The sequence below is a fragment of the Cetobacterium sp. 2G large genome, assembly GCF_014250655.1.
Taxonomy (GTDB): Bacteria; Fusobacteriota; Fusobacteriia; order Fusobacteriales; family Fusobacteriaceae; genus Cetobacterium_A; species Cetobacterium_A somerae.
The window spans coordinates 151,604-172,891 of the sequence record NZ_JACHTH010000005.1; the positions used below are offsets into that span (position 1 = coordinate 151,604).

Annotated in this window: 22 protein-coding genes; 21 read left to right on the forward strand and 1 reads right to left on the reverse strand. The window is 29.3% G+C overall.

Translation table 11 applies throughout. From position 1 onward, the window contains the following. The first annotated feature begins 3 nt into the window (after positions 1 to 3). Genes H5J23_RS03480 through rny form a run of 3 tightly spaced genes read left to right on the forward strand, consistent with a single transcriptional unit; the run spans position 4 to position 2,332 of the window. Entirely contained in the window at positions 4 to 396 is a 393-nt protein-coding gene (locus H5J23_RS03480; protein WP_023050292.1) for an ATP-binding protein, read from the forward strand. A gap of 1 nt (position 397) precedes the next feature. Next, positions 398 to 745 carry an STAS domain-containing protein gene (locus tag H5J23_RS03485; protein ID WP_023050291.1) on the forward strand — a complete coding sequence of 116 codons (348 nt, stop codon included), beginning with the start codon at positions 398 to 400 and terminating at the stop codon, positions 743 to 745. A gap of 21 nt (positions 746 to 766) precedes the next feature. Beyond that, the gene (gene rny / locus H5J23_RS03490; protein WP_040406862.1) at positions 767 to 2,332 is read left to right on the forward strand and encodes a ribonuclease Y; all 1,566 of its coding nucleotides are present in this window, start codon (positions 767 to 769) and stop codon (positions 2,330 to 2,332) included. A 40-nt stretch (positions 2,333 to 2,372) separates the two neighbouring features. Here the strand turns inward: rny and H5J23_RS03495 are convergent, their stop codons facing one another. After that, on the reverse strand, positions 2,373 to 3,713 hold the full coding sequence (locus H5J23_RS03495) for a sodium:alanine symporter family protein (RefSeq protein WP_185890992.1): 1,341 nt from the start codon (positions 3,711 to 3,713) through the stop codon (positions 2,373 to 2,375). 394 nt (positions 3,714 to 4,107) lie between these two features. Here H5J23_RS03495 and H5J23_RS03500 point away from each other — a divergent pair, with 394 nt between their 5' ends. From H5J23_RS03500 to H5J23_RS03585, 18 genes are read left to right on the forward strand one after another with little or no spacing between them, the layout of a single operon-like run. Next, on the forward strand, positions 4,108 to 4,710 hold the full coding sequence (locus H5J23_RS03500) for a DUF445 domain-containing protein (RefSeq protein WP_023050288.1): 603 nt from the start codon (positions 4,108 to 4,110) through the stop codon (positions 4,708 to 4,710). A gap of 9 nt (positions 4,711 to 4,719) precedes the next feature. Further along, complete coding sequence (gene ruvB, locus H5J23_RS03505) at positions 4,720 to 5,709, forward strand: Holliday junction branch migration DNA helicase RuvB (protein ID WP_023050287.1); 990 nt, start codon at positions 4,720 to 4,722, stop codon at positions 5,707 to 5,709. Positions 5,710 to 5,713: 4 nt separating this feature from the next. Further along, the gene (locus H5J23_RS03510) at positions 5,714 to 6,139 is read left to right on the forward strand and encodes an Rrf2 family transcriptional regulator (RefSeq protein ID WP_023050286.1); all 426 of its coding nucleotides are present in this window, start codon (positions 5,714 to 5,716) and stop codon (positions 6,137 to 6,139) included. A gap of 9 nt (positions 6,140 to 6,148) precedes the next feature. Beyond that, on the forward strand, positions 6,149 to 6,859 hold the full coding sequence (locus H5J23_RS03515) for a 16S rRNA (uracil(1498)-N(3))-methyltransferase (RefSeq protein WP_185890994.1): 711 nt from the start codon (positions 6,149 to 6,151) through the stop codon (positions 6,857 to 6,859). After that, entirely contained in the window at positions 6,849 to 8,171 is a 1,323-nt protein-coding gene (gene mtaB, locus H5J23_RS03520; RefSeq protein ID WP_185890995.1) for a tRNA (N(6)-L-threonylcarbamoyladenosine(37)-C(2))-methylthiotransferase MtaB, read from the forward strand. Before H5J23_RS03515 ends, mtaB begins: the two co-directional genes overlap by 11 nt. Beyond that, positions 8,149 to 9,153 carry a hypothetical protein gene (locus H5J23_RS03525; RefSeq protein WP_023050283.1) on the forward strand — a complete coding sequence of 335 codons (1,005 nt, stop codon included), beginning with the start codon at positions 8,149 to 8,151 and terminating at the stop codon, positions 9,151 to 9,153. The genes mtaB and H5J23_RS03525 overlap by 23 nt, the downstream gene beginning before the upstream one ends. Positions 9,154 to 9,170: 17 nt before the next feature. Beyond that, a complete protein-coding gene (locus H5J23_RS03530) occupies positions 9,171 to 9,566 on the forward strand; it encodes a hypothetical protein (protein WP_023050282.1) in 396 nt (131 codons plus the stop codon). Further along, the gene (gene mrdA, locus H5J23_RS03535) at positions 9,563 to 11,353 is read left to right on the forward strand and encodes a penicillin-binding protein 2 (RefSeq protein ID WP_023050281.1); all 1,791 of its coding nucleotides are present in this window, start codon (positions 9,563 to 9,565) and stop codon (positions 11,351 to 11,353) included. The genes H5J23_RS03530 and mrdA overlap by 4 nt, the downstream gene beginning before the upstream one ends. Beyond that, a complete protein-coding gene (locus H5J23_RS03540) occupies positions 11,350 to 13,281 on the forward strand; it encodes a ribonuclease J (protein WP_023050280.1) in 1,932 nt (643 codons plus the stop codon). The genes mrdA and H5J23_RS03540 overlap by 4 nt, the downstream gene beginning before the upstream one ends. A gap of 34 nt (positions 13,282 to 13,315) precedes the next feature. Next, entirely contained in the window at positions 13,316 to 13,624 is a 309-nt protein-coding gene (yhbY, locus tag H5J23_RS03545) for a ribosome assembly RNA-binding protein YhbY (RefSeq protein WP_023050279.1), read from the forward strand. A gap of 25 nt (positions 13,625 to 13,649) precedes the next feature. Beyond that, a complete protein-coding gene (locus H5J23_RS03550) occupies positions 13,650 to 14,111 on the forward strand; it encodes a divergent PAP2 family protein (RefSeq protein WP_023050278.1) in 462 nt (153 codons plus the stop codon). A 12-nt stretch (positions 14,112 to 14,123) separates the two neighbouring features. Continuing rightward, the gene (gene dxs, locus H5J23_RS03555) at positions 14,124 to 15,947 is read left to right on the forward strand and encodes a 1-deoxy-D-xylulose-5-phosphate synthase (protein ID WP_023050277.1); all 1,824 of its coding nucleotides are present in this window, start codon (positions 14,124 to 14,126) and stop codon (positions 15,945 to 15,947) included. After that, positions 15,934 to 16,764 (forward strand): HD domain-containing protein, encoded by an 831-nt coding sequence (locus H5J23_RS03560; protein ID WP_023050276.1) that lies wholly within the window; start codon positions 15,934 to 15,936, stop codon positions 16,762 to 16,764. Before dxs ends, H5J23_RS03560 begins: the two co-directional genes overlap by 14 nt. Then, positions 16,764 to 17,570, forward strand: coding sequence for a TlyA family RNA methyltransferase (locus H5J23_RS03565; RefSeq protein WP_023050275.1), 807 nt, complete (start codon positions 16,764 to 16,766; stop codon positions 17,568 to 17,570). The genes H5J23_RS03560 and H5J23_RS03565 overlap by 1 nt, the downstream gene beginning before the upstream one ends. Continuing rightward, complete coding sequence (locus tag H5J23_RS03570; protein ID WP_023050274.1) at positions 17,567 to 18,844, forward strand: S41 family peptidase; 1,278 nt, start codon at positions 17,567 to 17,569, stop codon at positions 18,842 to 18,844. Before H5J23_RS03565 ends, H5J23_RS03570 begins: the two co-directional genes overlap by 4 nt. An 18-nt stretch (positions 18,845 to 18,862) precedes the next feature. Beyond that, positions 18,863 to 19,528, forward strand: coding sequence for a 16S rRNA (cytidine(1402)-2'-O)-methyltransferase (gene rsmI / locus H5J23_RS03575; protein WP_023050273.1), 666 nt, complete (start codon positions 18,863 to 18,865; stop codon positions 19,526 to 19,528). Between the two features lie 12 nt (positions 19,529 to 19,540). Further along, positions 19,541 to 20,437 carry a ribosome biogenesis GTPase YlqF gene (gene ylqF / locus H5J23_RS03580; RefSeq protein WP_023050272.1) on the forward strand — a complete coding sequence of 299 codons (897 nt, stop codon included), beginning with the start codon at positions 19,541 to 19,543 and terminating at the stop codon, positions 20,435 to 20,437. A gap of 9 nt (positions 20,438 to 20,446) precedes the next feature. Further along, positions 20,447 to 21,271: an NAD+ synthase gene (locus H5J23_RS03585; protein ID WP_023050271.1), complete on the forward strand. Its 825-nt coding sequence runs from the start codon at positions 20,447 to 20,449 to the stop codon at positions 21,269 to 21,271. Positions 21,272 to 21,288 lie beyond the last annotated feature (17 nt).

Genomic DNA, 21,288 nt, shown 5'->3' on the forward strand with positions numbered 1-21,288 from the left:
AAAATGCAGAATGAAATAAAGCTGTATGTTCCATCCTCTTTAAAAAATCTTTCTATCATTAGGGCAATGACTAAAACATATTTAGAACATCAAAAAGTTGAACAAAAAGATATTATGAAGATTTTATCGATTGTTGATGAACTAGCAACAAATGTTATAGAGCATGGTTATGAATATAAATCTGGTGATATAATTATAGAGCTTCAAAAAAACAATGACATTATTCATTTAGTAGTTGAAGATAATGGTGTTGGATTTGATGAATCTAAGATTAGTAAAGATGAAGGCGGAATGGGACTTTTTTTAGCAAAAGCTATGGCAGATAATTTTAAAGTTGAAAAGAAGATTAATGGAACAAAAATAAAAGTTGAAAAGAGAGTTAAGGAGGAAATTTAACATGACTACAAATTTTGAAATAATTGAAAAAACAGTGGATGACATAAGAATAATCAAGGTATGTGGAGAATTAGACGCATTAGTAGCGCCAAAATTAAAAGAAAGAATAGCGAAACAAATAGAGCTTGATATAAATAAATTTGTGATAGATTTTGGAGATTTAGTTCACATAAATAGTTTAGCTATGGGTATATTAAGAGGAAAGTTAAGAGTTGTAAGAGATTTAGGTGGAGATATAAAGTTAGTTGGATTAAACGATCATATAAGAACTATATTTGAAATGATTGGATTAGATGAATTATTTGATATTTATGCAACAGAAGAGGAAGCAATAGCTAGTTTTAGATAATATTTACAAAAAGGAGAGACTATGAACTTAATGTTAGGAGTTGGATTAGCTATAGTTGGGTTTGCGATAATATTTAGTATTATGTATAAAAAATCTACTATAGATAAGAAGATAGAGGAGCTTAATAACTTAGAAGATGAAAAGTTAAAAGCTAAAATAAAAGCTAAAGAGATATTAGAAAGAGCAGAAAAAGAATCTTTAGCAAAGAGTAAAGAGATAGAGATAAAGGCGAAAGAAACAGTTTACCAAATGAAAGAGGAAGCTGAAAAAGAGATAAAAATAGCAAAAAATGAGTTGTTACAAAAAGAGGGAAGATTAGCTAAAAAAGAGGAAACTTTAGAGTCTAAAATTGAAAAAGTTGAAAGTAGAGCTGTAGAGTTAGAAGAGATTAATCAAAACTTAGAAAATAAGAAAACTGAAATAGAAGACTTAAAAAAGGTTCAAGAAGAAACTTTAGAAAGAATTTCAGAAATGACAAGAAACGAAGCTAAAGAGATGTTAATTTCTAAATTAAAAGATGATTTAGTTCATGAAACTGCTTTAGCAATAAGAGAATATGAGAATAAACTAGAAGATGAGAAAGATAGATTATCAAAAAGAATTCTATCAACAGCAATAGGAAAGGCTTCTTCAGAATTTGTTGCAGATGCTACTGTATCAGTTGTAAATCTACCGAATGATGAAATGAAAGGTAGAATTATAGGTAGAGAAGGAAGAAACATAAGAACAATAGAAGCTTTAACAGGTGTGGATATAATAATAGATGATACTCCAGAAGCTGTTGTTTTATCAAGTTTTGATGGTGTAAAAAGAGAAGTTGCTAGAAGAGCAATTGAAAAACTTATAAATGATGGAAGAATTCATCCAGGTAAGATAGAAGAAGTTGTTAATAAATCTAGAAAAGAAATTGATAAAGATATTATAGAAGCTGGAGAACAGGCTCTTTTAGAGTTAGGAATTCCAGGAATGCATATGGAAATAATTAAAACATTAGGTAAGTTAAAATATAGAACAAGCTATGGTCAAAATGTTTTAACTCACTCGATAGAGGTAGCTAAATTAGCTGCAAATCTAGCAGCTGAGTTAGGTGCAGATACTAAGTTAGCGAAAAGAGCTGGACTTTTACATGATGTAGGAAAAGTTTTAGATCACGATATAGAAGCATCTCATGCAATAATTGGAGGAGAGTTCTTGAAAAAGTTTGGTGAAAAACCAGCAGTTATAAACGCTGTTATGGCTCATCATAACGAAGTTGAATTTGAAAGTGTAGAGGCTATTTTAGTTCAAGCATCAGATGCAATATCAGCTTCAAGACCAGGAGCAAGAAGAGAAACGTTATCAACATATCTAAAAAGATTAGAAGGATTAGAAGAGATAGCAACTTCATTTGATGGAGTAGAATCTTCTTATGCAATTCAAGCTGGTAGAGAGATAAGAATTATAATAAATCCAGAAATTGTATCAGACGATGCAGCTACAAAAATGGCTAGAGACATAGCTAAAAGAATAGAGGAAACTATGCAGTATCCAGGACAAATAAAAGTAACAATATTAAGAGAAACTAGAGCTGTAGAGTACGCTAAGTAAAATAAAAAAAGGAGAAAAACATTGTTTTTCTCCTTTTTTATTATGCCTTTATAGGATTAAACCTAGACTGGTAATCCTTTAATGAATCAAATGCAAATTTTGATAGAGGGAATACACCAGATAAATTAATAATAGTCATAAGAGCTAAACCAAGATCAGCAAGATTCCACATAAAGAAATTTTGTTGTATTCCTCCTATAAAGATCATTGAAAGAGCAAAGATTTTAAAAAGTATTTGTCCAAACTCTTTATCAGTTAAGAACTTAACATTAACTTTTCCATAGAAGCAGATTCCTAAAAGAGTAGAGAAACAGAAAAGAAAAAGTATTATAGCTACAAATATTTCACCGAAAGTTGAACCCAGATGGTAATTGAATGATTTTTGTAATAACTCCATACCGTTTAATCCATCTATAACAGAGGCTTTAGTAAGTAGCATAACTAAAGCTGTAGCTGTACAGATTATAAAAGTATCTACAAAAACCCCTAAGCTTTGAATTAGTCCTTGCTGAACTGGATGAGAAACTGTAGCACTAGCCGCTGCACAAGGAGCACTACCTGTTCCAGCTTCATTAGAAAATAGTCCTCTTTTAACTCCCTGCATAATAATAGCTCCAATAGTTCCTCCAACTCCTTGTCTAATTCCAAAAGCTTCTGAGAATATTTGAGAAAAAACTTGAGGTAAAAGAGCGAAGTTTTTAATGATTATAAAAAAGACAATAACAAGGTACATTACAGCCATAATAGGAACTACTTTATCTAAAACTTTAGCTGTTTTATCTGTTTTTCCAAAGATTACAATAGCTGCTAATAGTGTTAAAAGAGCAGAAATAACCATTGGGCTAATATTAAAAGCTACATTAAATGATTCGGTAACAGAGTTTGAAACAACTTGTAAAACTCCTGCCCAACAAATAATACCAGTTATCACAAAAGCAACACCCCAACTTTTTTTACCAAGACCATTTTTTAAAAAAAAGCAAGGACCGCCATAAAAATGACCAGTTTTATCTTTTTCTCTAAATATCATAGCTAAAGTAGTTTCTACAAATGCTGTAGCAGAACCTAAAAACGCAACAACCCACATCCAGAAAATTGAACCTGCACCACCAATAGAAATTGCACTAACAACACCAGCTAAATTACCAGCTCCAACTCTAGTTGCAGTACTTATACAAAAGGCTTGAAAAGGTGAAAGATTTTCAGAATCACTATTTGATTTATCCGTTAAAAGCTTAACCATATGCTTTAAAAAACGAAGTTGAACAAAATTGGTTTTTACTGTAAAGAAAACACCTGAAAAAATAAGTAAAACAACTAATATATTTTTCCCCCAAAGAATTGAATTTAAAAAATTAACGATACTTTCTAAAATAAACATAATAAACTCCTCCTAAAAATTTTTTAAAAAACAAAAAAGCCTGTGGATTTTATCCACAGGCTGTAATTTACCAGTTCTATGTAACAAATCCACTCACTACTATTAAAGTAACGCAAAATGGATTCGTATTTTTTCATGAAACAAAAATACCAATCCTAGGTTAAATAATAGTAGTAATATGCATTTGTATTAAAAACTATTTTTTGTTTCATTACTTTCCTCCTCATAATTATTTGAAGTATTATAACACAAATAAAAAATAATACAAGAAAAAAATCAAGGTTAGTGATTTTTTTAGAAGTAAAAGCCCAAAAAATGTATTGGATATATAGGTATAAAATGGTATAATAAATAATAATTTATAAAACTGATAAGGAATTGAAAAGGTGAGAAGATGTTAGTAAAAGCGTTACTTTTAATTGTTATTGGATCAATGATTGGATGGGTTACAAACTATATTGCAATAAAGATGTTATTTAGACCATATAAAGAGATAAACTTAGGGTTTTTTAAAATCCAAGGTTTAATTCCTAAAAGAAGACATGAAATAGGAATAACTTTAGCAGATACAATTCAAAATGAACTAATATCATTAGATGATATAACAAAAAAATTAGAAAATGCAAATTTAGATGTTGAAATGGAAAGAGTAATTGACAGTATATTAGAAAAAAAGTTAGCATCAGAGATAACAACGAGATTTCCAATGATAGCTATGTTTTTAAATGAATCAGCTTTAAATAAAATAAAAGATGCTATAAAAGGGTCGATAATGGAAAATAAAGATCAAATAATTGGAATGTTATTTGAAACTTTAGAAAAAAATGTTGATTTTAAAGAGATTATAGTTGAAAAAGTAGATGGATTTTCTTTGGAAGAGCTAGAGAGAATAACTTTTTCTTTAGCAAAGAAAGAGTTGAAACATATAGAAATAATTGGAGCTATTTTAGGTGGACTTATTGGAGTTGTACAATTTGTAATAACAGTTTTTATTTAAGGAGAAAAAATGGATAGGATAGTTTCTAATGAAGAGTTGGAATTTGAAGGAGAAGTTCAAAAAAATCTTAGACCAAAAAGATTAGCTGAATATATCGGTCAAGAATCATTAAAAGAAAAAATGAGTATTTTTATAGAAGCTGCAAAAAAAAGAGGTGGGTGCATAGATCATATTCTTTTATATGGACCACCTGGGTTAGGAAAAACAACTTTAGCAGGAGTAATAGCTACAGAGATGGGAGTTAACTTAAAAATAACTTCAGGACCAATATTAGATAAAGCTGGAGATTTAGCAGCTATTTTAACATCATTAGAAGAGAATGATATATTATTTATTGATGAAATTCATAGATTGAATACGTCGGTAGAGGAGATTTTATATCCAGCTATGGAAGATGGAGAGTTAGATATTATTATTGGAAAAGGACCTTCAGCGAGATCAATAAGAATAGAATTACCACCATTTACTTTAATTGGAGCTACAACTAGAGCGGGTCTTTTGAGTTCTCCTTTAAGAGATAGATTTGGAGTAGTTCATAGAATGGACTATTATAAAGAAAATGAACTTGAAGGAATAGTAAAAAGAGGTGGCGCTATTTTAGGTGTCAAAGTTGAAGAAGAGGGAGCAAAAGAGATTGCTTTGAGAAGTAGAGGAACTCCGAGAATTGCAAATAGATTATTAAAAAGAGTTAGAGATTATTGTGAAATAAAAGGAAATGGAGTAGTTGATTTAAATAGCGCTATAAAAGCACTAAATATTTTAGGCGTAGATAAACAAGGTTTAGATGAATTAGATAGAGATATTATAAAAGCTATAATAGAAAATTATGGTGGTGGTCCAGTAGGTGTTGAAACTTTAGCCTTGATGTTGGGAGAAGATAGAAGAACAATAGAAGAGGTATATGAACCCTATTTAGTTAAAATTGGTTATATTAAAAGAACTAGTCGTGGTAGAATGGTTACAGAAAAGGCTTATAATCATTTTGAGATAAAGGAGTAAGAGGATGAAAATAAGTACAAAAGTTAGATATGGTGTAAAAGCATTAGTATATATAGCTGAAGCTTCTCAGAAGGGAAACTTAGCTCGAATAAAAGAGATATCAGAATCAGAGGATATTTCAGTTCAGTATTTAGAGCAAATTTTATTTAAATTAAAAAATGAAAATATAATTCAAGGAAAAAGAGGACCGAATGGAGGTTATAAACTTTCAATGGAACCTGAAGATATAACATTACATGAATTGTATAAAATATTAGATGATGAAGTTAAAGTTATTGATTGTAATGAGAATAATAAAAGCAAAAATTGTTCTTGTGTTGATGACGAGTGCTCAACGACTTGTATATGGAGTAAATTAGATATAGCTATGACTAAAATTTTAGAAGGAACAACTTTAGCAGAGCTAATAAAAAATAAGGATATGATATAGGAGTTTATAATGATAAGTGTTATAATATCTAAAGACAATATAGCAAATGAAATAATAGAAATAGTGGACAAAAATGACATAAACCATTTGAAAAATGCTTTTAGAATAAAGCCAGGAGAGATAATAAGAGCTGTAGATGGAGAATATGAGTATATTTGTGAAGTTTTAAATATAGAGAAAAAGATAATAGAAGCTAAAATTTTAGAAAGAAATGAAGATAGATTTTCTTCTGAAGTTTATATAGAAGCTGCTATAGGAATTTTAAAAAATGATAAAATGGATTTAACAATTCAAAAATTGACAGAGATTGGGGTAAGTAAAATAACACCACTATTAACAAAAAGAGGTGTGGCTAAAATTACTGAGAAAAAAGATAAATGGGATCTAATAGTAAAAGAAGCAACAAAGCAGTGCCAAGCTGTTAAATTAGTAGAAATTGGAGAACCGAAAAAATTATCAGAACTAAATTATAAAGAGTATGATTTAATGTTTGTTCCATATGAATGTGAAGATAAAAACTCACTAAGAAATATTTTAAATAAAGTTGAAAATAAACCTAAGAAAGTTTTATATATAATTGGTCCAGAGGGGGGATTTGATAAAGAGGAGATTGAGTTCTTAACAGAGAAAGGTGTTATGCCTGTATCTTTGGGGAAGAGAATATTAAGAGCTGAAACTGCCTCAATTATAGTAGGAGGAATATTAGTAAATGAATTTTAATAATAAAAAAGTAGCTTTCTATACATTAGGGTGTAAAGTTAATCAATATGAAAGTGAAAGTATAAAGAATCAATTAATAAAAATAGGATACGAAGAGGAAAATTTTGAAAATAAATCAGATATTTATATTGTTAACTCATGTACAGTAACAAGTATAGCTGATAAAAAAACAAGAAATGTGTTAAGAAGAGCTAAAAAAATGAATCCTGAATCAATTGTTATTGTTACAGGTTGTTATGCTCAGACAAATTCAAAAGAATTACTAGAGATTGAAGAGATTGATTTTGTTGTTGGAAATAGTAATAAAAGTGGTCTAGTAGATTTTATTCAAGATATTGAAAATAAAAAATCAAAAGTATTAACAGAGAATATTTTTGAAGAGAGAACGTACGAAGAGTATGAGTTTGCTACTTTAAGAGAGATGTCAAGAGCGTATATAAAAATACAAGATGGATGTAATAATTTCTGTTCATATTGTAAGATACCATTTGGTAGAGGAAAAAGTAGATCTCGTTCTTTAGAAAGTATCTGTAAAGAGATAGAAGTATTAACAAAAGAAGGATTTAAAGAGTTTATTATCATTGGAATAAATTTAGGTGCTTATGGTGAAGATTTAGACTCTGATATTAATTTAGAAACACTTTTAGAAACAGTAGTTAAGCTAGAAGGAGTTGAAAGAGTTAGAATAGGTTCTATGTATCCAGATAAGATATCAGATAGATTTATAGAGATTATGAGAGAGAACAGTAATAAGTTAATGCCACATTTACATATATCATTACAATCTTGTGATAATACAGTTTTAGAAAGAATGAGAAGAAATTATGGTGCAGAACTTATCCAAGAAAGATTATTGAAGCTTAGAGAAAATGTTGAAAATATGGAATATACAGCAGATGTTATTGTGGGATTCCCAGGAGAAACAGATGAGATGTTTAATAATACATATGAAGTAATAAAAAGTATAGGATTCTCAGATTTACATGTTTTCCAATATTCAGAAAGAGAGAAAACTTTAGCAAATACATTTACAGATAAAATTGATGGAAATGTAAAAAAGAAAAGAGCTGAAGTTTTAGAAACTCTAAGAAAAGAGATGGGAAAAGAAAGAAGAGAAAAATATATAGGAAAAGAACTAGAGGTTTTAGTTGAAGAGATAAAAGAAGACGGATGCTCATATGGATATAGTCAAAACTATTTAAGAGTAAAAACTTTAGAAGCAACAGATGGTGTTAATGAATTAGTAAAAGTAGAAATTTCAAATTTAGAAAAGGAGTTACTAATTGGAAATGAGAAAGGAAAAAGGGTTTAGTAGACAAAAGAAAACAACAAGAAAAGCAGGAAAAGCTCTAGGAGGCTTACTATTAGCGATAATAGTGATAGGTATATTAGGTGTATTTTTAACATATAATTTAAATAAAACTAATAAAAATTTAGAGAATTGGGAAAGATATGCAATAATAGGTAAAAATAACATTATTGTAGTATACGAAGATAAACTAGCAGTGAAAATACCCTTTGATGTTCAAGTAGATAAGGAAACAACAATAAAAAAATTAGTGGATTCTAAAAACTATAAAATGGTGATAGACTCAATAAATAATTTTTTACCTGAAAAAGTTCAAAACTATAAAGTTATAAAATATAGTGAGATAGCTTTAAATGTAAAAAATGCAAGAAATATCCCTGAAATGGTAATAGATGATAAAAAATATATTTTAACATCAGGAACACAATCTTTATTTGCTGATTTATATGGTGGAGAATTAAAAGGTTCAACAAATTTAGTTGTAGATATATTAAACGCAAATGGAGTAGGTGGTTATGCTAGAAAGACTGGAGAAAATTTAAAAAATAAATTAGCTTTAACTTATACAGCAGCTAACTACGAAAAAAATACAAACTATAGTTTGATTAAAATCAATGAAATTAGTAAAGAGAATATTGAAAATATATTAGCTAATGTAAATGAAAAATATTTTAAGATAAAAGAAGATAGTGATATTCCGACATTAGCGAGTGTTGTATTAATACTTGGAAAAGAAAAAGACATTGACTTTAAAATTGAAATTAAAGGAACAACGGCAGAAGCTAAATCAGCTTTAAAAGAGTTAGAAAGTTCTGGATATAAAAATGTCACTTTAAAAGAGGATTCTAAAAAATTAGATAAATCTGTGATAGAGTATAATAGTGAAGATTACTATACAGCATTAAAAATTGCAAAAAAATTAAATATAAGTAATATGTTAGAAAACAATAGTTTAAGTAACAAGATAAATATTTTAATAGATTAGAATTAAAAGGAGTGGAAATGCTAGATTTTATCTCAATTTTATTTATTTTTATATTGGATAACATTCCTCAAACAACATCAAAAGGATTTTTAATAATGCCGTACTTGGCTTATTTATCTTATAGAAAAGATAAAAAAATAGCATTTTTATTTCCGTTATTAGCAGTTATATTAGCTCTTCATTCGAGAGAACCTGCGTTTGCTTTTTTGTTCGTTGGGATAAATATTATTTTTTATCACCTATATTTTATAAACTTTGATTATAATATTGGAAATCTTTATATACTTTCACTTTTGCAAATAGTGGCATGGAAAATTTTCGTGAAAAGTCCATTTGTAATAGTAAATGTGTTATTTCTTTCAGTATTTTATTTTATAATTAATTTATTATATATGAGGAGAGCAACTAAGTGAAAAAAGATCTTGGAATAAAGTTAGGAAAAAGTTTCGAATTTAGAGGGGAAATATATAAAGTATTTATTTTTCTAGTATTTGTATTACTAGGAAGTAGAATGGCATATTTACAAATTTTACAAAAAGATAAGTATAATTATTTAGCTCAAAAAAATAGAGTTAAATTAAGAAAAATTGATGCAGAAAGAGGAAATATATATGATTCTAATGGTGAATTAGTTGTTACTAATACACTGGGGTATAGATTGGTATATTTGAACCAAAGAGTTGTAACTAATGAACAATTAAAAGAGATGAGTGAAGCAACTGGATATAGTGAAGATTATTTACAAAAAAGGATAAAGTACGGAGAAATTGTACCTTATACTAAAGAAAATATTCTGGTAGAAGATTTAGATTTGGATTTAGCTCATAAATTAATGGAAAAAATTGGAGATTATTCATATTTGGAAGTTCAAAGCTATTCTAAAAGAAAATATATACATGATTCATTAGCAGCACATACAATTGGGTATGTAAAAAAGATAACAGAAAAAGAGTATGAAAATTTGAAAGAGGATGGATACTCTCCAAGAGATATTGTTGGAAAAACTGGAATTGAAAAAATTTATGATTCTCAAATGAAAGGGAAACCTGGATATGATTATATTGAGGTTAATGCTTTGAATAAAGCTCAAAAAATTGAAAAAAGTAAAGATCCAACTCCAGGATATAACCTACATTTATCTTTAGATATGAGATTACAAAAGTATATGGAAGAAGTTTTCCAAGAGGAGAATCTATCAGGAGCTTTAGTAGCAATAGAGGCTCAAACAGGAAAAGTATTAACATTAGTAAGTTATCCAACATATTCACTGACTACGTTTAGTTCTAAAATTTCTCAAGAGGATTGGGATCAAATAACAAATGACCCAAGAAAGCCATTAACAAATAAAAGTATATCAGGAGAATATCCACCAGGTTCAGTATTTAAGCCATTTTCAGCATTTGCATTTTTTAATAATGGTTTAGATCCTAAAACAAAAATATTTGACAATGGTGTTTATAGCATTGGAAAATGGAGTTGGAGAGCTTGGAAAAAGGGTGGACATGGAACGGTTGATTTTGAAAAATCTATAGTAGAATCTGTAAATCCATATTATTACAAATATGCTGACCAATTTGGGCATGAACCAATTATAGATGTAGCTGGAAATTTCGGTTATGGTAAATTATCTAAAATAGATGTTTTTGGAGAGAGAGCAGGAATATTACCAAGTGAAAAATGGAAAAAGAAAAGATTTAAACAAGGTTGGTTTAAAGGAGATACAATAATCTTGTCAATAGGACAAGGGTATCTTTTAGCTACACCTATGCAAGTTGCAGTATCCTATATGGGACTTGCAAATAGAGGAAAAGCTTATGTACCCCATGTTGTAGACTATATGGAAAACGGTAGTGAAAAAGTAGAGATAAAGCCAGAGGTTTTGTATGAAACAAATTATCCAAGTTGGTATTATGATGTTTTAAATAAAGCATTAATAAATACTGTTGAAAAGGATAACGGAACAACAAAAGCATTAAGAACCCCTGGACTGGTTATAGGAGCAAAAAGTGGATCATCTCAGAATTCAAGATTTGATGAAACTCATGCTCTTGTTGCAGGATATTTTCCAGCAGACAAGCAGCCTAAGATTGTATTTACAGTTCTATTAGAAGGAGCTGGAGGAGGAGGCCGTGTTGCTGGAGGAGTTGCTAAAAAATTTGTGGACAAATATTTGGAATATTACAATGAGGAGATGAAATGAATTTAGAAAATATTGTTGAAAAGGAGAAAGACGCAACAAAGAAAAAAACAAGACGAAGAAAATATTATAATAAACCAAAGCAAGGAGAAAAAGCTCCAAACACTGAGGTTTTAAATGAAACTAAAAAAAATAATGATGTAAAGACAGTTGAAGTTAAAACAACTCAACAACAAAGACCTCAAGCACCTAAAAAAAGAGTTCCAGCAAAAAAAGTTGAAGCTGAAGAAGAGGTTAAAAAACCAATTTTAAAAACTGAAAAAGAGGAAAAAATGTATGTTATTCCTTTAGGTGGATTAGATGAAATTGGAAAAAATATGACTTTAGTTCAATATAGAGATGAAATTATTATTATTGATTCTGGAGTTACTTTCCCAGATGATGGATTATTAGGAATAGATTTAGTTATTCCAGATTTCAGCTATATCGAAAGTAACAAAGATAAAATAAAAGGGCTATTTATAACTCATGGTCATGAGGACCATATTGGATCTGTACCTTATTTATATCAAAAAATAGATAAAAATGTACCTCTTCATGGAGGAAAGTTAACATTAGCATTAATAAAAGCTAAGTTTGAAAGTGGAGAAGTTTCAAAAGTACTTCCTAAAATGAGAGAGGTAAAGGGAAGAGATAAGATAAGAGTTGGAAAATATTTTGAGGTTGAATTTGTAGGCGTTACACACTCAATAGCAGATGCTTATGCAGTTGTTGTTACAACTCCAGCAGGAAGAGTAATGTATACAGGAGATTTTAAAATTGATTTAACACCAGTTGACGGAGACGGAGTGGATTTTTTAAGACTTGCGCAAATTGGTGAAGAGGGAGTAGACTTATTACTTTCAGATTCAACAAACTCAGAAATAGATGGATTTACTCCATCTGAAAGAAGTGTTGGAGAAGCTTTTAAAGTTGAATTTGCAAAAGCAAAAGGAAGAATTATAATAGCAGCATTTGCATCTCACGTTCATAGACTTCAACAGATTGTAAATATAGCTCATGAACATGGAAGAAAAATTGCAATAGATGGAAGAAGCTTAATTAAAGTTTTTGATATAGCGGCAACTTTAGGATATTTAAAGCTTCCTGAAAATATTATGATAAACTTATCAGATGTTGATAAAATGAGAGATAATAAAGTTGTTATTCTGTGTACAGGAACTCAAGGTGAGCCAATGGCAGCGCTATCAAGAATAGCCAAAAATATGCATAAACATACAAAAGTAAAAGAAGGAGATACTGTTATAATTTCAGCAACTCCAATTCCAGGAAATGAGAGAGCTGTTTCAAATAACATAAATAGTCTTTTAAAATATGAAGCAGAAGTTGTATTTAAAAAAATAGCTGGAATACATGTTTCAGGGCATGCAAGTAAAGAAGAGCAAAAGCTAATGTTAAATTTAATAAAACCTAAACATTTTATGCCTGTTCATGGAGAGTTTAAAATGTTAAAAGCTCATAAAGAAACAGCAATAGAGACTGGAATTCCTAAAAGTAATATAGTAATAGCTACTAACGGAAGCAAAGTAGAAGTAACAAAAACTAGTGCGAAGATAAAAGGAAAAGTTAATGCAGGAGCTACATTGGTTGATGGTCTTGGTGTTGGAGATATTGGACATATAGTTCTAAAAGATAGACAACAGTTATCACAAGATGGAGTAGTAATTGTAGTATTTGCTTTAGATAAGGAAACAGGAAAAGTATTAAGTGGTCCTGATATTGTTACTAGAGGATTTGTATACTCAAGAGATTCTGATGAAATATTAAATGAAGCTAATGAACAGATAAAAGTAAAATTAAAAGAGTTTGAAAATAGTGCAATAAAAGATTGGACAGTAATAAAGAATAGCGTTAGAGATGTAGCAGGAAAGTTCTTCTACAATAGAATTAAAAGAACACCAGTTATTCTACCAATAATTATGGATGTATAATAAAAAATATAATTAAAGATAAAGAGGAGATAAAATGAGTTTAACAAGCAAAAAAAGAGCGTTTTTAAGAAAGAGAGCTCACAATTTAGAGCCAATATTTAGAATAGGAAAAGAGGGATTCTCTGAAACATTAGCACAAGGAGTTTTAGAGGCATTAATTCCAAGAGAACTTATTAAAGTAAAAATACTTCAAAATTCAGAAGCGGATAAAAATGAAGTAGCTTACCAAATAGCTGAAATGATAGAGGCAGAAGTTGTAGGAATAATTGGAAGAACTATAATATTCTACAAAGAAAATCAAGATAAACCAACAATATCACTAGAATTAAAAGCAGTTAAATAAAAAATTAAAAGAGAGTGGGGAAACTATGGAAAAAGGAATAATTTTAGGAAATAGAATTCTAGATGTAGTATTTATAGCTTGGTTTATAGCCCAGTTTTATAAAGTTATAACTACAATATTTATTGATAGAAAACTAAATATGAAAAGAATTTTTGAAACTGGAGGAATGCCAAGTTCCCACTCTTCAACTATGGCATCATTAAGTACAGCTATAGGATTAGCTCATGGAACCCAAAGTACAATATTTGCTATTTCATTTGTTTTAGCTGGAGTAGTGATGTATGATGCTGCTGGAATTAGAAGAGCAGCAGGAAAACATGCAGGGCTTTTAAATACTTTACTGGATAGATTTGCAGCAAAAGTTGGAGAGAAACTGCATGATGAAAAATTAAAAGAGCTTTTAGGACACAGTCCATTAGAAGTATTAGTAGGGGCTATATTAGGAGTGGTTGTAGCTTTTGTGTTTAAAGGTTATATTCAAGCTTAAGGATGGAAAAAGATGAGGGTAGATAAGGAATATATTAATAAGTTACAAAAGGAAAGCCAGGAAATTAGAGATACTCTTGTAGAGATTACAAGTAAAAACGGTGGGCATTTAGCACCAAATTTAGGGGTAGTTGAATTAACTCAGTCAATAGTTGAAGTTTTTGACTTACCAAAAGATAAACTATTATTTGATGTTGGACATCAATCATATGTTTATAAATTATTAACAGGAAGAAAAGATAAATTTAAAACATTACGAACAAAAGGTGGAATAGGACCTTTTTCAGATCCAAAAGAAAGTAATTTTGATTTTTTCATAGCAGGACATGCTGGGAGTGCTCTTTCTGCAGGAGCAGGAATAGCTAAAGCAAATCCCGAAGATAAAGTTATTGTAGTTATAGGTGATGCATCAATAGCGAATGGTCATTCTTTAGAAGCGTTAAATAATATTGGAGAAAATCTTAAAAATTTAATAGTTATATTGAATGATAATGAAATGTCTATAGGAAAAAATGTAGGTTCATTATCTAAATTTTTTGGAAAACTAATGATTAGTAATGCATACATGAACATAAGAAAAGATGTAAGAAGTGTCATAAGTAAAGGAAAAGTTGGAAATCAAGTCAAAAGTGTATTAGAAAGAATAGAGCACTCTGTAAAACAGTTTTTTTTACCTTCAAGCATATCAGAAGTTTTAGGATATCAATTTTTAGGCGTAATAGATGGCCATAATTTAGAGGAATTAATAAAAACTTTAACTGTAGCTAAAGAGATGGAAGGACCTGTTTTTATACATGTAAAAACAGAAAAAGGAAAGGGCTATCAATTGGCAGAGGAAAATAAAGAGAAATTTCATGGGATATCTCCATTTAATCCAGAAACTGGTGAGGTTGAATCAGGAGGACGAACATATTCTAATATTTTTGGATCAAAATTAGTTGAATTAGCAGAGAGTGATAAAAGTATATATGCTATTTCAGCAGCAATGGTAAAAGGAACAGGATTAGGTGATTTTCAAAATAGATTTGAAGATAGATGCATAGATGTAGGTATAGCTGAAGGACATGGAGTAACATTTTCAGCAGGACTAGCAATATCAAATAAAAAACCTTATGTAGCAATATACTCAACATTTTTCCAAAGAGCTTTAGATCAATTAATACACGATGTAGGATTACAAAATTTACCAGTTAGGTTTATAGTAGATAGAGCTGGAATAGTTGGAGAAGATGGGAAAACACATCAAGGTATACACGACATAAATATGTTTTTAAGTATGCCTAACTATAGAGTACTTGCTCCAACAACAGGAACAGAATTAGAAGAGATGCTTGAATTTTCAAAGGATTTTAAAGATGGGCCTCTAGCTATTAGGTTTCCAAGAGGAAAGGCATTTGAATTAGAAGGTACTTTAAAAAATAAATTTGAATTGGGTATATGGAAAGAAGTTAGAAAAGGAAAGAAAAATCTTTATTTAGTAACCGGTGCAATGTTAAAAGAGATAGTTGATATAGAAGCAGAACTTTTAAGAAAAGGATTAGATGGAACGATAGTAAATTGTTCATCTATAAGACCTTTAGATGAAAACTTCATTCTTAATGAATTTTCAAAATATGAAAATATATTCACATTTGAAGATGGTTATGAAAGAGGTGGATTCGGTAATGAAGTAGTGAGATTTTTAAATGAGAAAAAAATGAAAATTAATATAAATATAATAGCTTTAGATAGCGTGGCAATACCTCATGGGTCAAGAAATGTACTGTTAGAGGATTATGGTCTAAGAGGTAAAAAACTAATAGAGAGAATTGAGGGTAGCATTAATGGCGAAAAATAGTAATGCACTGAAGTTTATAAAACTTCTATTAAACCATGAAATGGTTTTAGATTTAGATCATCATGATGATCAAGGTGTTAAAGTAACAACTCATACGTATGATGTACTAAAAATATCTTTTGAAGAAATCAGAAGAGATTATAGAGATTTAAAAGAAGCAAGAGAGAAAGTAGATTTTTTCTCAATAGTAGTTGGAGTAATAATTCATGATTTAAGTAAGGGTAGTATAAGAAAAGCTGACGAAAAACTTTCTCATTCTCAAATGATGATAAAGAAACCTGAATATATTATCAAAGAAGCTGAAAGAGTTTTATCAGAAATAGAAGAGGTTTTAAATTTAAAAATTGTAGATAAAATAAAGAAAAATATAACTCATATTGTAATATCACATCATGGTAAATGGGGAAAAATTCAACCTAATACAAAAGAAGCTCACATAGTTCACAGAGCTGATATGTATTCAGCAAAGTATCATAGAATAAATCCAATTGGTGCTGATAAAATTTTAAAACTTATGAGTGAAGGTGTTAACTTAGATGAGGTAGCTAAAAAATTTAATTGTACTACTGGAGTTATAAAGGATCGTTTAAAAAGAGCAAAACATGAACTTAGACTTAAAAATACAAAACAGCTATTAGGTTACTACAAAAGTAAAAAGAAAATCCCTATAGGAGATGACTTTTTTACAAAAAGAGTTAGAGAAACTGAGAAGTTAATAAAAGCTGTTGATAGATTAGGATTTGAAAATCTTATTTTAGAAAATCCACTACTAAATTATTTAGAGGATGATAAGATTTTTGAAAAGGAAGGAAATTAATGAAAGAAAGAGTAGATGTTCTACTAGTTGAAAAAGGATTTTATGAAACTAGAGAAAAAGCAAAAAGAGCAATTATGGCTGGGTTAGTTATAATAAATGAAAAAAAAATAGATAAACCTGGAACATCTATAAAAATAGATGAGGAACCTATAATAAGAGTTAAGGGTGATGCTTGTAAGTATGTAAGTCGTGGTGGCTTAAAACTTGAAAAAGCTATAAATGTTTTTAACTTAGATTTACAAGGAAAAAGAGTACTTGATGTAGGATCTTCAACAGGTGGATTTACAGATTGTTCATTACAAAATGGAGCGTCTTTTGTATATGCAGTTGACGTAGGAACAAATCAATTAGATTGGAAATTAAGAACTAATGATAAAGTAAAATCATTAGAAAATACTCATATTAAAGATTTAACATTGGCTGATTTAGGTAATGAAAAAGTAGATTATATTGTTATGGATGTATCATTTATATCTATTACAAAAGTAATAGAGCATTTAGTTAAATTTTTTAAAGATGATACAAAACTTATGGCATTAATAAAACCACAATTTGAAGTAGGAAAAGAAAATATTGAAAAAGGTGGAATAGTAAAAGATAGTAAGAAGCACATAATGGCAATAGAAATGGTTATAGAAGAAGCTAAAAAATCTGGTCTTAGATTAAAGGCACTAGATTTTTCACCAATAACAGGTACAAAAGGAAATGTTGAATATATTTCTATATTTGAAATAGGAGATGAAGAGTCGCATATCAACATAGAATCAGTTGTAAAGCTAGGAAAGAACTTGGGAGGAGCCATATGATAAAACTGTTAAGAAATACTGGAGTAGCACTACTTTTATCTGGAATTATGATTGTGAATACAGTTCCATCATATTCTGTAGATAATGGATTTATTGCAAATATAAAGGAATTAAAAGAGCTTTCTGATATTATGAATATCATAAAAGAAAATCATGTAGGAACTGAAAAAGATCCAACTAATACAACTCTTATGCAAGGAGCATTAAAGGGAATGATGGAGTCTTTAGATGATCCTCATTCAAATTATTTTACAAAAGAGGAATTAGAAAGTTTTAAAGAGGATATTGAAGGAAAATATGCAGGTGTAGGAATGGTTATTCAGAAAAAAGCAGATGAACCTTTAATTGTAGTTTCACCAATAGAAGATACACCAGCATATTTAGCTGGAATAAGAGCTAAAGATAAAATTATAGCAATAGATGGTGAAAGTACTTATAAATTAACAAGTGAACAAAGTGTTAAAAAGTTAAAAGGAGAACCAGGAACTTCAGTAAAACTTACAGTTTATAGAGAAGAGGCAAAAGAAACTAAAGATGTTGAATTAAAAAGATCAATTATTCAATTGAAGTATGTAAAAAGTAAAATGATTGGAAAAGATATTGGTTATTTAAGATTAACACAATTTGGTGAAGACGTATATAAAGATGTACGTAAAGATTTAGAAGGATTAATCAAAAAAGGTGCTAAAGGTATTATTCTTGATTTAAGAAGTAATCCAGGAGGATCTTTAGGACAAGCAGTAAAAATATCTTCTATGTTTATTCCAGAGGGAAAAATAGTTAGTACAAAGGGAAAAACAGGAGATGAAGAGATTGCATATAGAGAAGGGAAATATTTTGGTGATTTTCCTTTAATAGTTTTAATAAATGAAGGAAGTGCCTCAGCTTCTGAAATTGTTTCAGGAGCAATAAAAGATTATAAAAGAGGTATTTTAATAGGAGAAAAATCATTTGGAAAGGGAAGTGTTCAAACATTATTACCTTTACCAGATGGAGATGGAATAAAATTAACAATAGCTAAATACTATACTCCTAGTGGAGTATCTATTCACGGAAAAGGAATAGAGCCTGATATCTTAGTAGAAGAAAAAGATGATTTCCTATTCTTTAATGGTTTCGTTACAAATATAAATGAAGATGAAACAAAAGAGAATAGAAACGAGATTATAAAAGAGGTTAAGGGAGAAGAGGAAGCTAAAAAAATAATTTCAAAAGGAGATATTCAACTAGATAAAGCAGTTGAAGAGATGAATAAACTTTTGGAGAAAAAATAGGAAGAAATGAGGTAGAAAATGCTTTATATAGTAGCAACACCTATAGGAAATTTAGATGATATAACTTTAAGAGCTATAAAAACTTTTGAAGAGGTAGATTTTGTTTTTGCAGAAGATACAAGAGTAACAAAAAAGTTATTAAATCATTTAGGAATAGAAAAAATAGTTTATAGATATGATGAACACACAAAAATGCATCAGGTTTCCAATATAGCAAATATGCTAGAAAATGGAAATAAAATTGCACTAGTAACAGATGCTGGAACTCCTTGTATATCAGATCCTGGATTTGAAGTGGTTGATGAAGCTTTAAAAAGAGGGATAAAGGTTATACCAATTCCTGGACCGAGTGCAATGACGGCAGCAGCTTCAGTTGCAGGAATATCAACTAGAAGATTTTGTTTTGAGGGATTTTTACCTAAAAAAAAGGGAAGACAAACTCTTTTAAAATCTTTAGCAAACGAGGAAAGAACAATTGTTATATTTGAATCGCCTCATAGAATTGAAAAGACATTAAGAGATATAGAAACTTTTATTGGAATAAGAGAAGTAGTAATAGTAAGAGAAATAACAAAAATTTATGAAGAAATATTAAGAGGAACAACCACTGAATTAATAGAGAAACTTTCAAAAAATCCTGTAAAAGGAGAGATAGTTCTTTTAATAAAGGGTAATGAAAAATAGAGGTGAGAGATAATGTCAATGACAAAAATTAACTGGTATCCAGGGCATATGAAAAAAACGAAAGATTTAATTAAGGAAAATATGCCTTTGATAGATATTGTTCTTGAAGTTGTAGATGCAAGAATTCCTTTATCAAGTAAAAATCCTGATATAGCTGGTTTTGCAAAAAATAAAAAAAGAGTAATTGTAATAAATAAATCAGATTTAGTTACAAAAGAAGAGATTAATTTCTGGAAAAAGTTTTTTAAGGAAAATAATTTTGCAGATGAGGTATTAGAGCTATCAGCAGAAACTGGTTTTAATATGAAAACTCTTTACACAATTATAGAAAAAGTTTCTAAAGAAAAAAAAGAAAGATTATTAAAAAAAGGATTAAGAAAAGTTAATACGAGATTAATGGTAGCTGGAATACCAAACGTTGGAAAGTCGAGATTAATCAATAGAATAGTAGGGAAAAATAGTGCTGGAGTAGGAAATAAGCCTGGATTTACAAGAGGAAAGCAATGGATCAGAATTAAAGAGGGATTAGAATTGTTAGATACTCCTGGAATTTTATGGCCAAAATTTGAAAATCAAGAAGTAGGTTATAATTTAGCAATAACAGGTGCAATTAGAGATGAAATACTTCCAATAGATGAAGTTGCTTGTGTATTAATAGAAAAAATGTTAAAAATGGGAAAAAAAGATGTTTTAAAGGAAAAATATAAACTTTTAGATGAAGATTTTGATCAAGTTAGTGGTGCAATAATAGAATCGATAGCTCTTAGAATGAATATGTTACAAAAGGGTGGACATTTAAATGTTCAGCAAGCAACGTATACACTTTTAAGAGATTATAGAGCTTGTAAATTAGGTAAGTTTGGCTTGGATATGGATATCGCTGAAGAGATTAAAAACTTATATAAGTAGGAGAAAAAGATGAGTTGCAGATTAGATTTAGATTTGAATTTGGTTGAAGATATATTAGTTAATTTCTTAAAAGAAGAAGCTAATAAAGTTGGATTTTCTAAAGTTGTTTTAGGACTTTCAGGAGGAATAGATTCAGCATTAGTAGCATATTTAGCTGCAAAAGCTTTTGGACCAGAAAATGTTTTAGGTATACTTATGCCTTATAAAACTTCAAGTAAAGAAAGTGTTGATCATGCTAAGCTAGTTGTAGAGGATTTAGGGATAAGATCAAAATTAATAGAGATAACTCCAATGGTAGAACCATATTTTCAAATGAATCCAGATATGGATGGATTAAGAAAAGGGAATAGAATGGCAAGAGAAAGAATGTGTATTTTATTTGATTATTCTGCCAAAGAGAAAGCATTGGTTTTAGGAACATCTAATAAAACAGAGATGTTATTAGGATACAGTACACAATTTGGAGATGCTGCATCGGCTATTAATGCTATAGGAGACTTGTATAAAACTCAAGTGTGGGAATTATCAAAACATATGGGAGTACCACAACCATTAATAGATAAAAAACCCAGTGCTGACTTATGGGAAGGTCAAACTGACGAGAGTGAATTAGGGTTTTCTTACAAGCTAGCAGATGAGATTTTATTTTCTTTAATAGATGAAAGAGAAAAAAAAGATGAGATTATAAAAAAAGGTTATCCAGAAGATATTGTAAATAAAGTTATTTGGAAAATTAAGATGTCTCAATATAAAAGAAAACTTCCTTTAATAGCAAAGATATCTACAAGAACTATAGGAAGAGAGTTTAGATATCCTAGAGATTGGGGAGTATAAATAAAGGAGGGCTAGAT

Excerpts from the sequence above, each read along its gene's own strand:
- H5J23_RS03480 (WP_023050292.1), top strand. The coding sequence starts at position 4 with ATGCAGAATGAAATAAAGCTGTATGTTCCATCCTCTTTAAAAAATCTT.
- H5J23_RS03485 (WP_023050291.1), top strand. The coding sequence starts at position 398 with ATGACTACAAATTTTGAAATAATTGAAAAAACAGTGGATGACATAAGA.
- rny (WP_040406862.1), top strand. The coding sequence starts at position 767 with ATGAACTTAATGTTAGGAGTTGGATTAGCTATAGTTGGGTTTGCGATA.
- H5J23_RS03495 (WP_185890992.1), bottom strand. The coding sequence starts at position 3,713 with ATGTTTATTTTAGAAAGTATCGTTAATTTTTTAAATTCAATTCTTTGG.
- H5J23_RS03500 (WP_023050288.1), top strand. The coding sequence starts at position 4,108 with ATGTTAGTAAAAGCGTTACTTTTAATTGTTATTGGATCAATGATTGGA.
- ruvB (WP_023050287.1), top strand. The coding sequence starts at position 4,720 with ATGGATAGGATAGTTTCTAATGAAGAGTTGGAATTTGAAGGAGAAGTT.
- H5J23_RS03510 (WP_023050286.1), top strand. The coding sequence starts at position 5,714 with ATGAAAATAAGTACAAAAGTTAGATATGGTGTAAAAGCATTAGTATAT.
- H5J23_RS03515 (WP_185890994.1), top strand. The coding sequence starts at position 6,149 with ATGATAAGTGTTATAATATCTAAAGACAATATAGCAAATGAAATAATA.
- mtaB (WP_185890995.1), top strand. The coding sequence starts at position 6,849 with ATGAATTTTAATAATAAAAAAGTAGCTTTCTATACATTAGGGTGTAAA.
- H5J23_RS03525 (WP_023050283.1), top strand. The coding sequence starts at position 8,149 with ATGAGAAAGGAAAAAGGGTTTAGTAGACAAAAGAAAACAACAAGAAAA.
- H5J23_RS03530 (WP_023050282.1), top strand. The coding sequence starts at position 9,171 with ATGCTAGATTTTATCTCAATTTTATTTATTTTTATATTGGATAACATT.
- H5J23_RS03540 (WP_023050280.1), top strand. The coding sequence starts at position 11,350 with ATGAATTTAGAAAATATTGTTGAAAAGGAGAAAGACGCAACAAAGAAA.
- yhbY (WP_023050279.1), top strand. The coding sequence starts at position 13,316 with ATGAGTTTAACAAGCAAAAAAAGAGCGTTTTTAAGAAAGAGAGCTCAC.
- H5J23_RS03550 (WP_023050278.1), top strand. The coding sequence starts at position 13,650 with ATGGAAAAAGGAATAATTTTAGGAAATAGAATTCTAGATGTAGTATTT.
- dxs (WP_023050277.1), top strand. The coding sequence starts at position 14,124 with ATGAGGGTAGATAAGGAATATATTAATAAGTTACAAAAGGAAAGCCAG.
- H5J23_RS03560 (WP_023050276.1), top strand. The coding sequence starts at position 15,934 with ATGGCGAAAAATAGTAATGCACTGAAGTTTATAAAACTTCTATTAAAC.
- H5J23_RS03565 (WP_023050275.1), top strand. The coding sequence starts at position 16,764 with ATGAAAGAAAGAGTAGATGTTCTACTAGTTGAAAAAGGATTTTATGAA.
- H5J23_RS03570 (WP_023050274.1), top strand. The coding sequence starts at position 17,567 with ATGATAAAACTGTTAAGAAATACTGGAGTAGCACTACTTTTATCTGGA.
- rsmI (WP_023050273.1), top strand. The coding sequence starts at position 18,863 with ATGCTTTATATAGTAGCAACACCTATAGGAAATTTAGATGATATAACT.
- ylqF (WP_023050272.1), top strand. The coding sequence starts at position 19,541 with ATGTCAATGACAAAAATTAACTGGTATCCAGGGCATATGAAAAAAACG.
- H5J23_RS03585 (WP_023050271.1), top strand. The coding sequence starts at position 20,447 with ATGAGTTGCAGATTAGATTTAGATTTGAATTTGGTTGAAGATATATTA.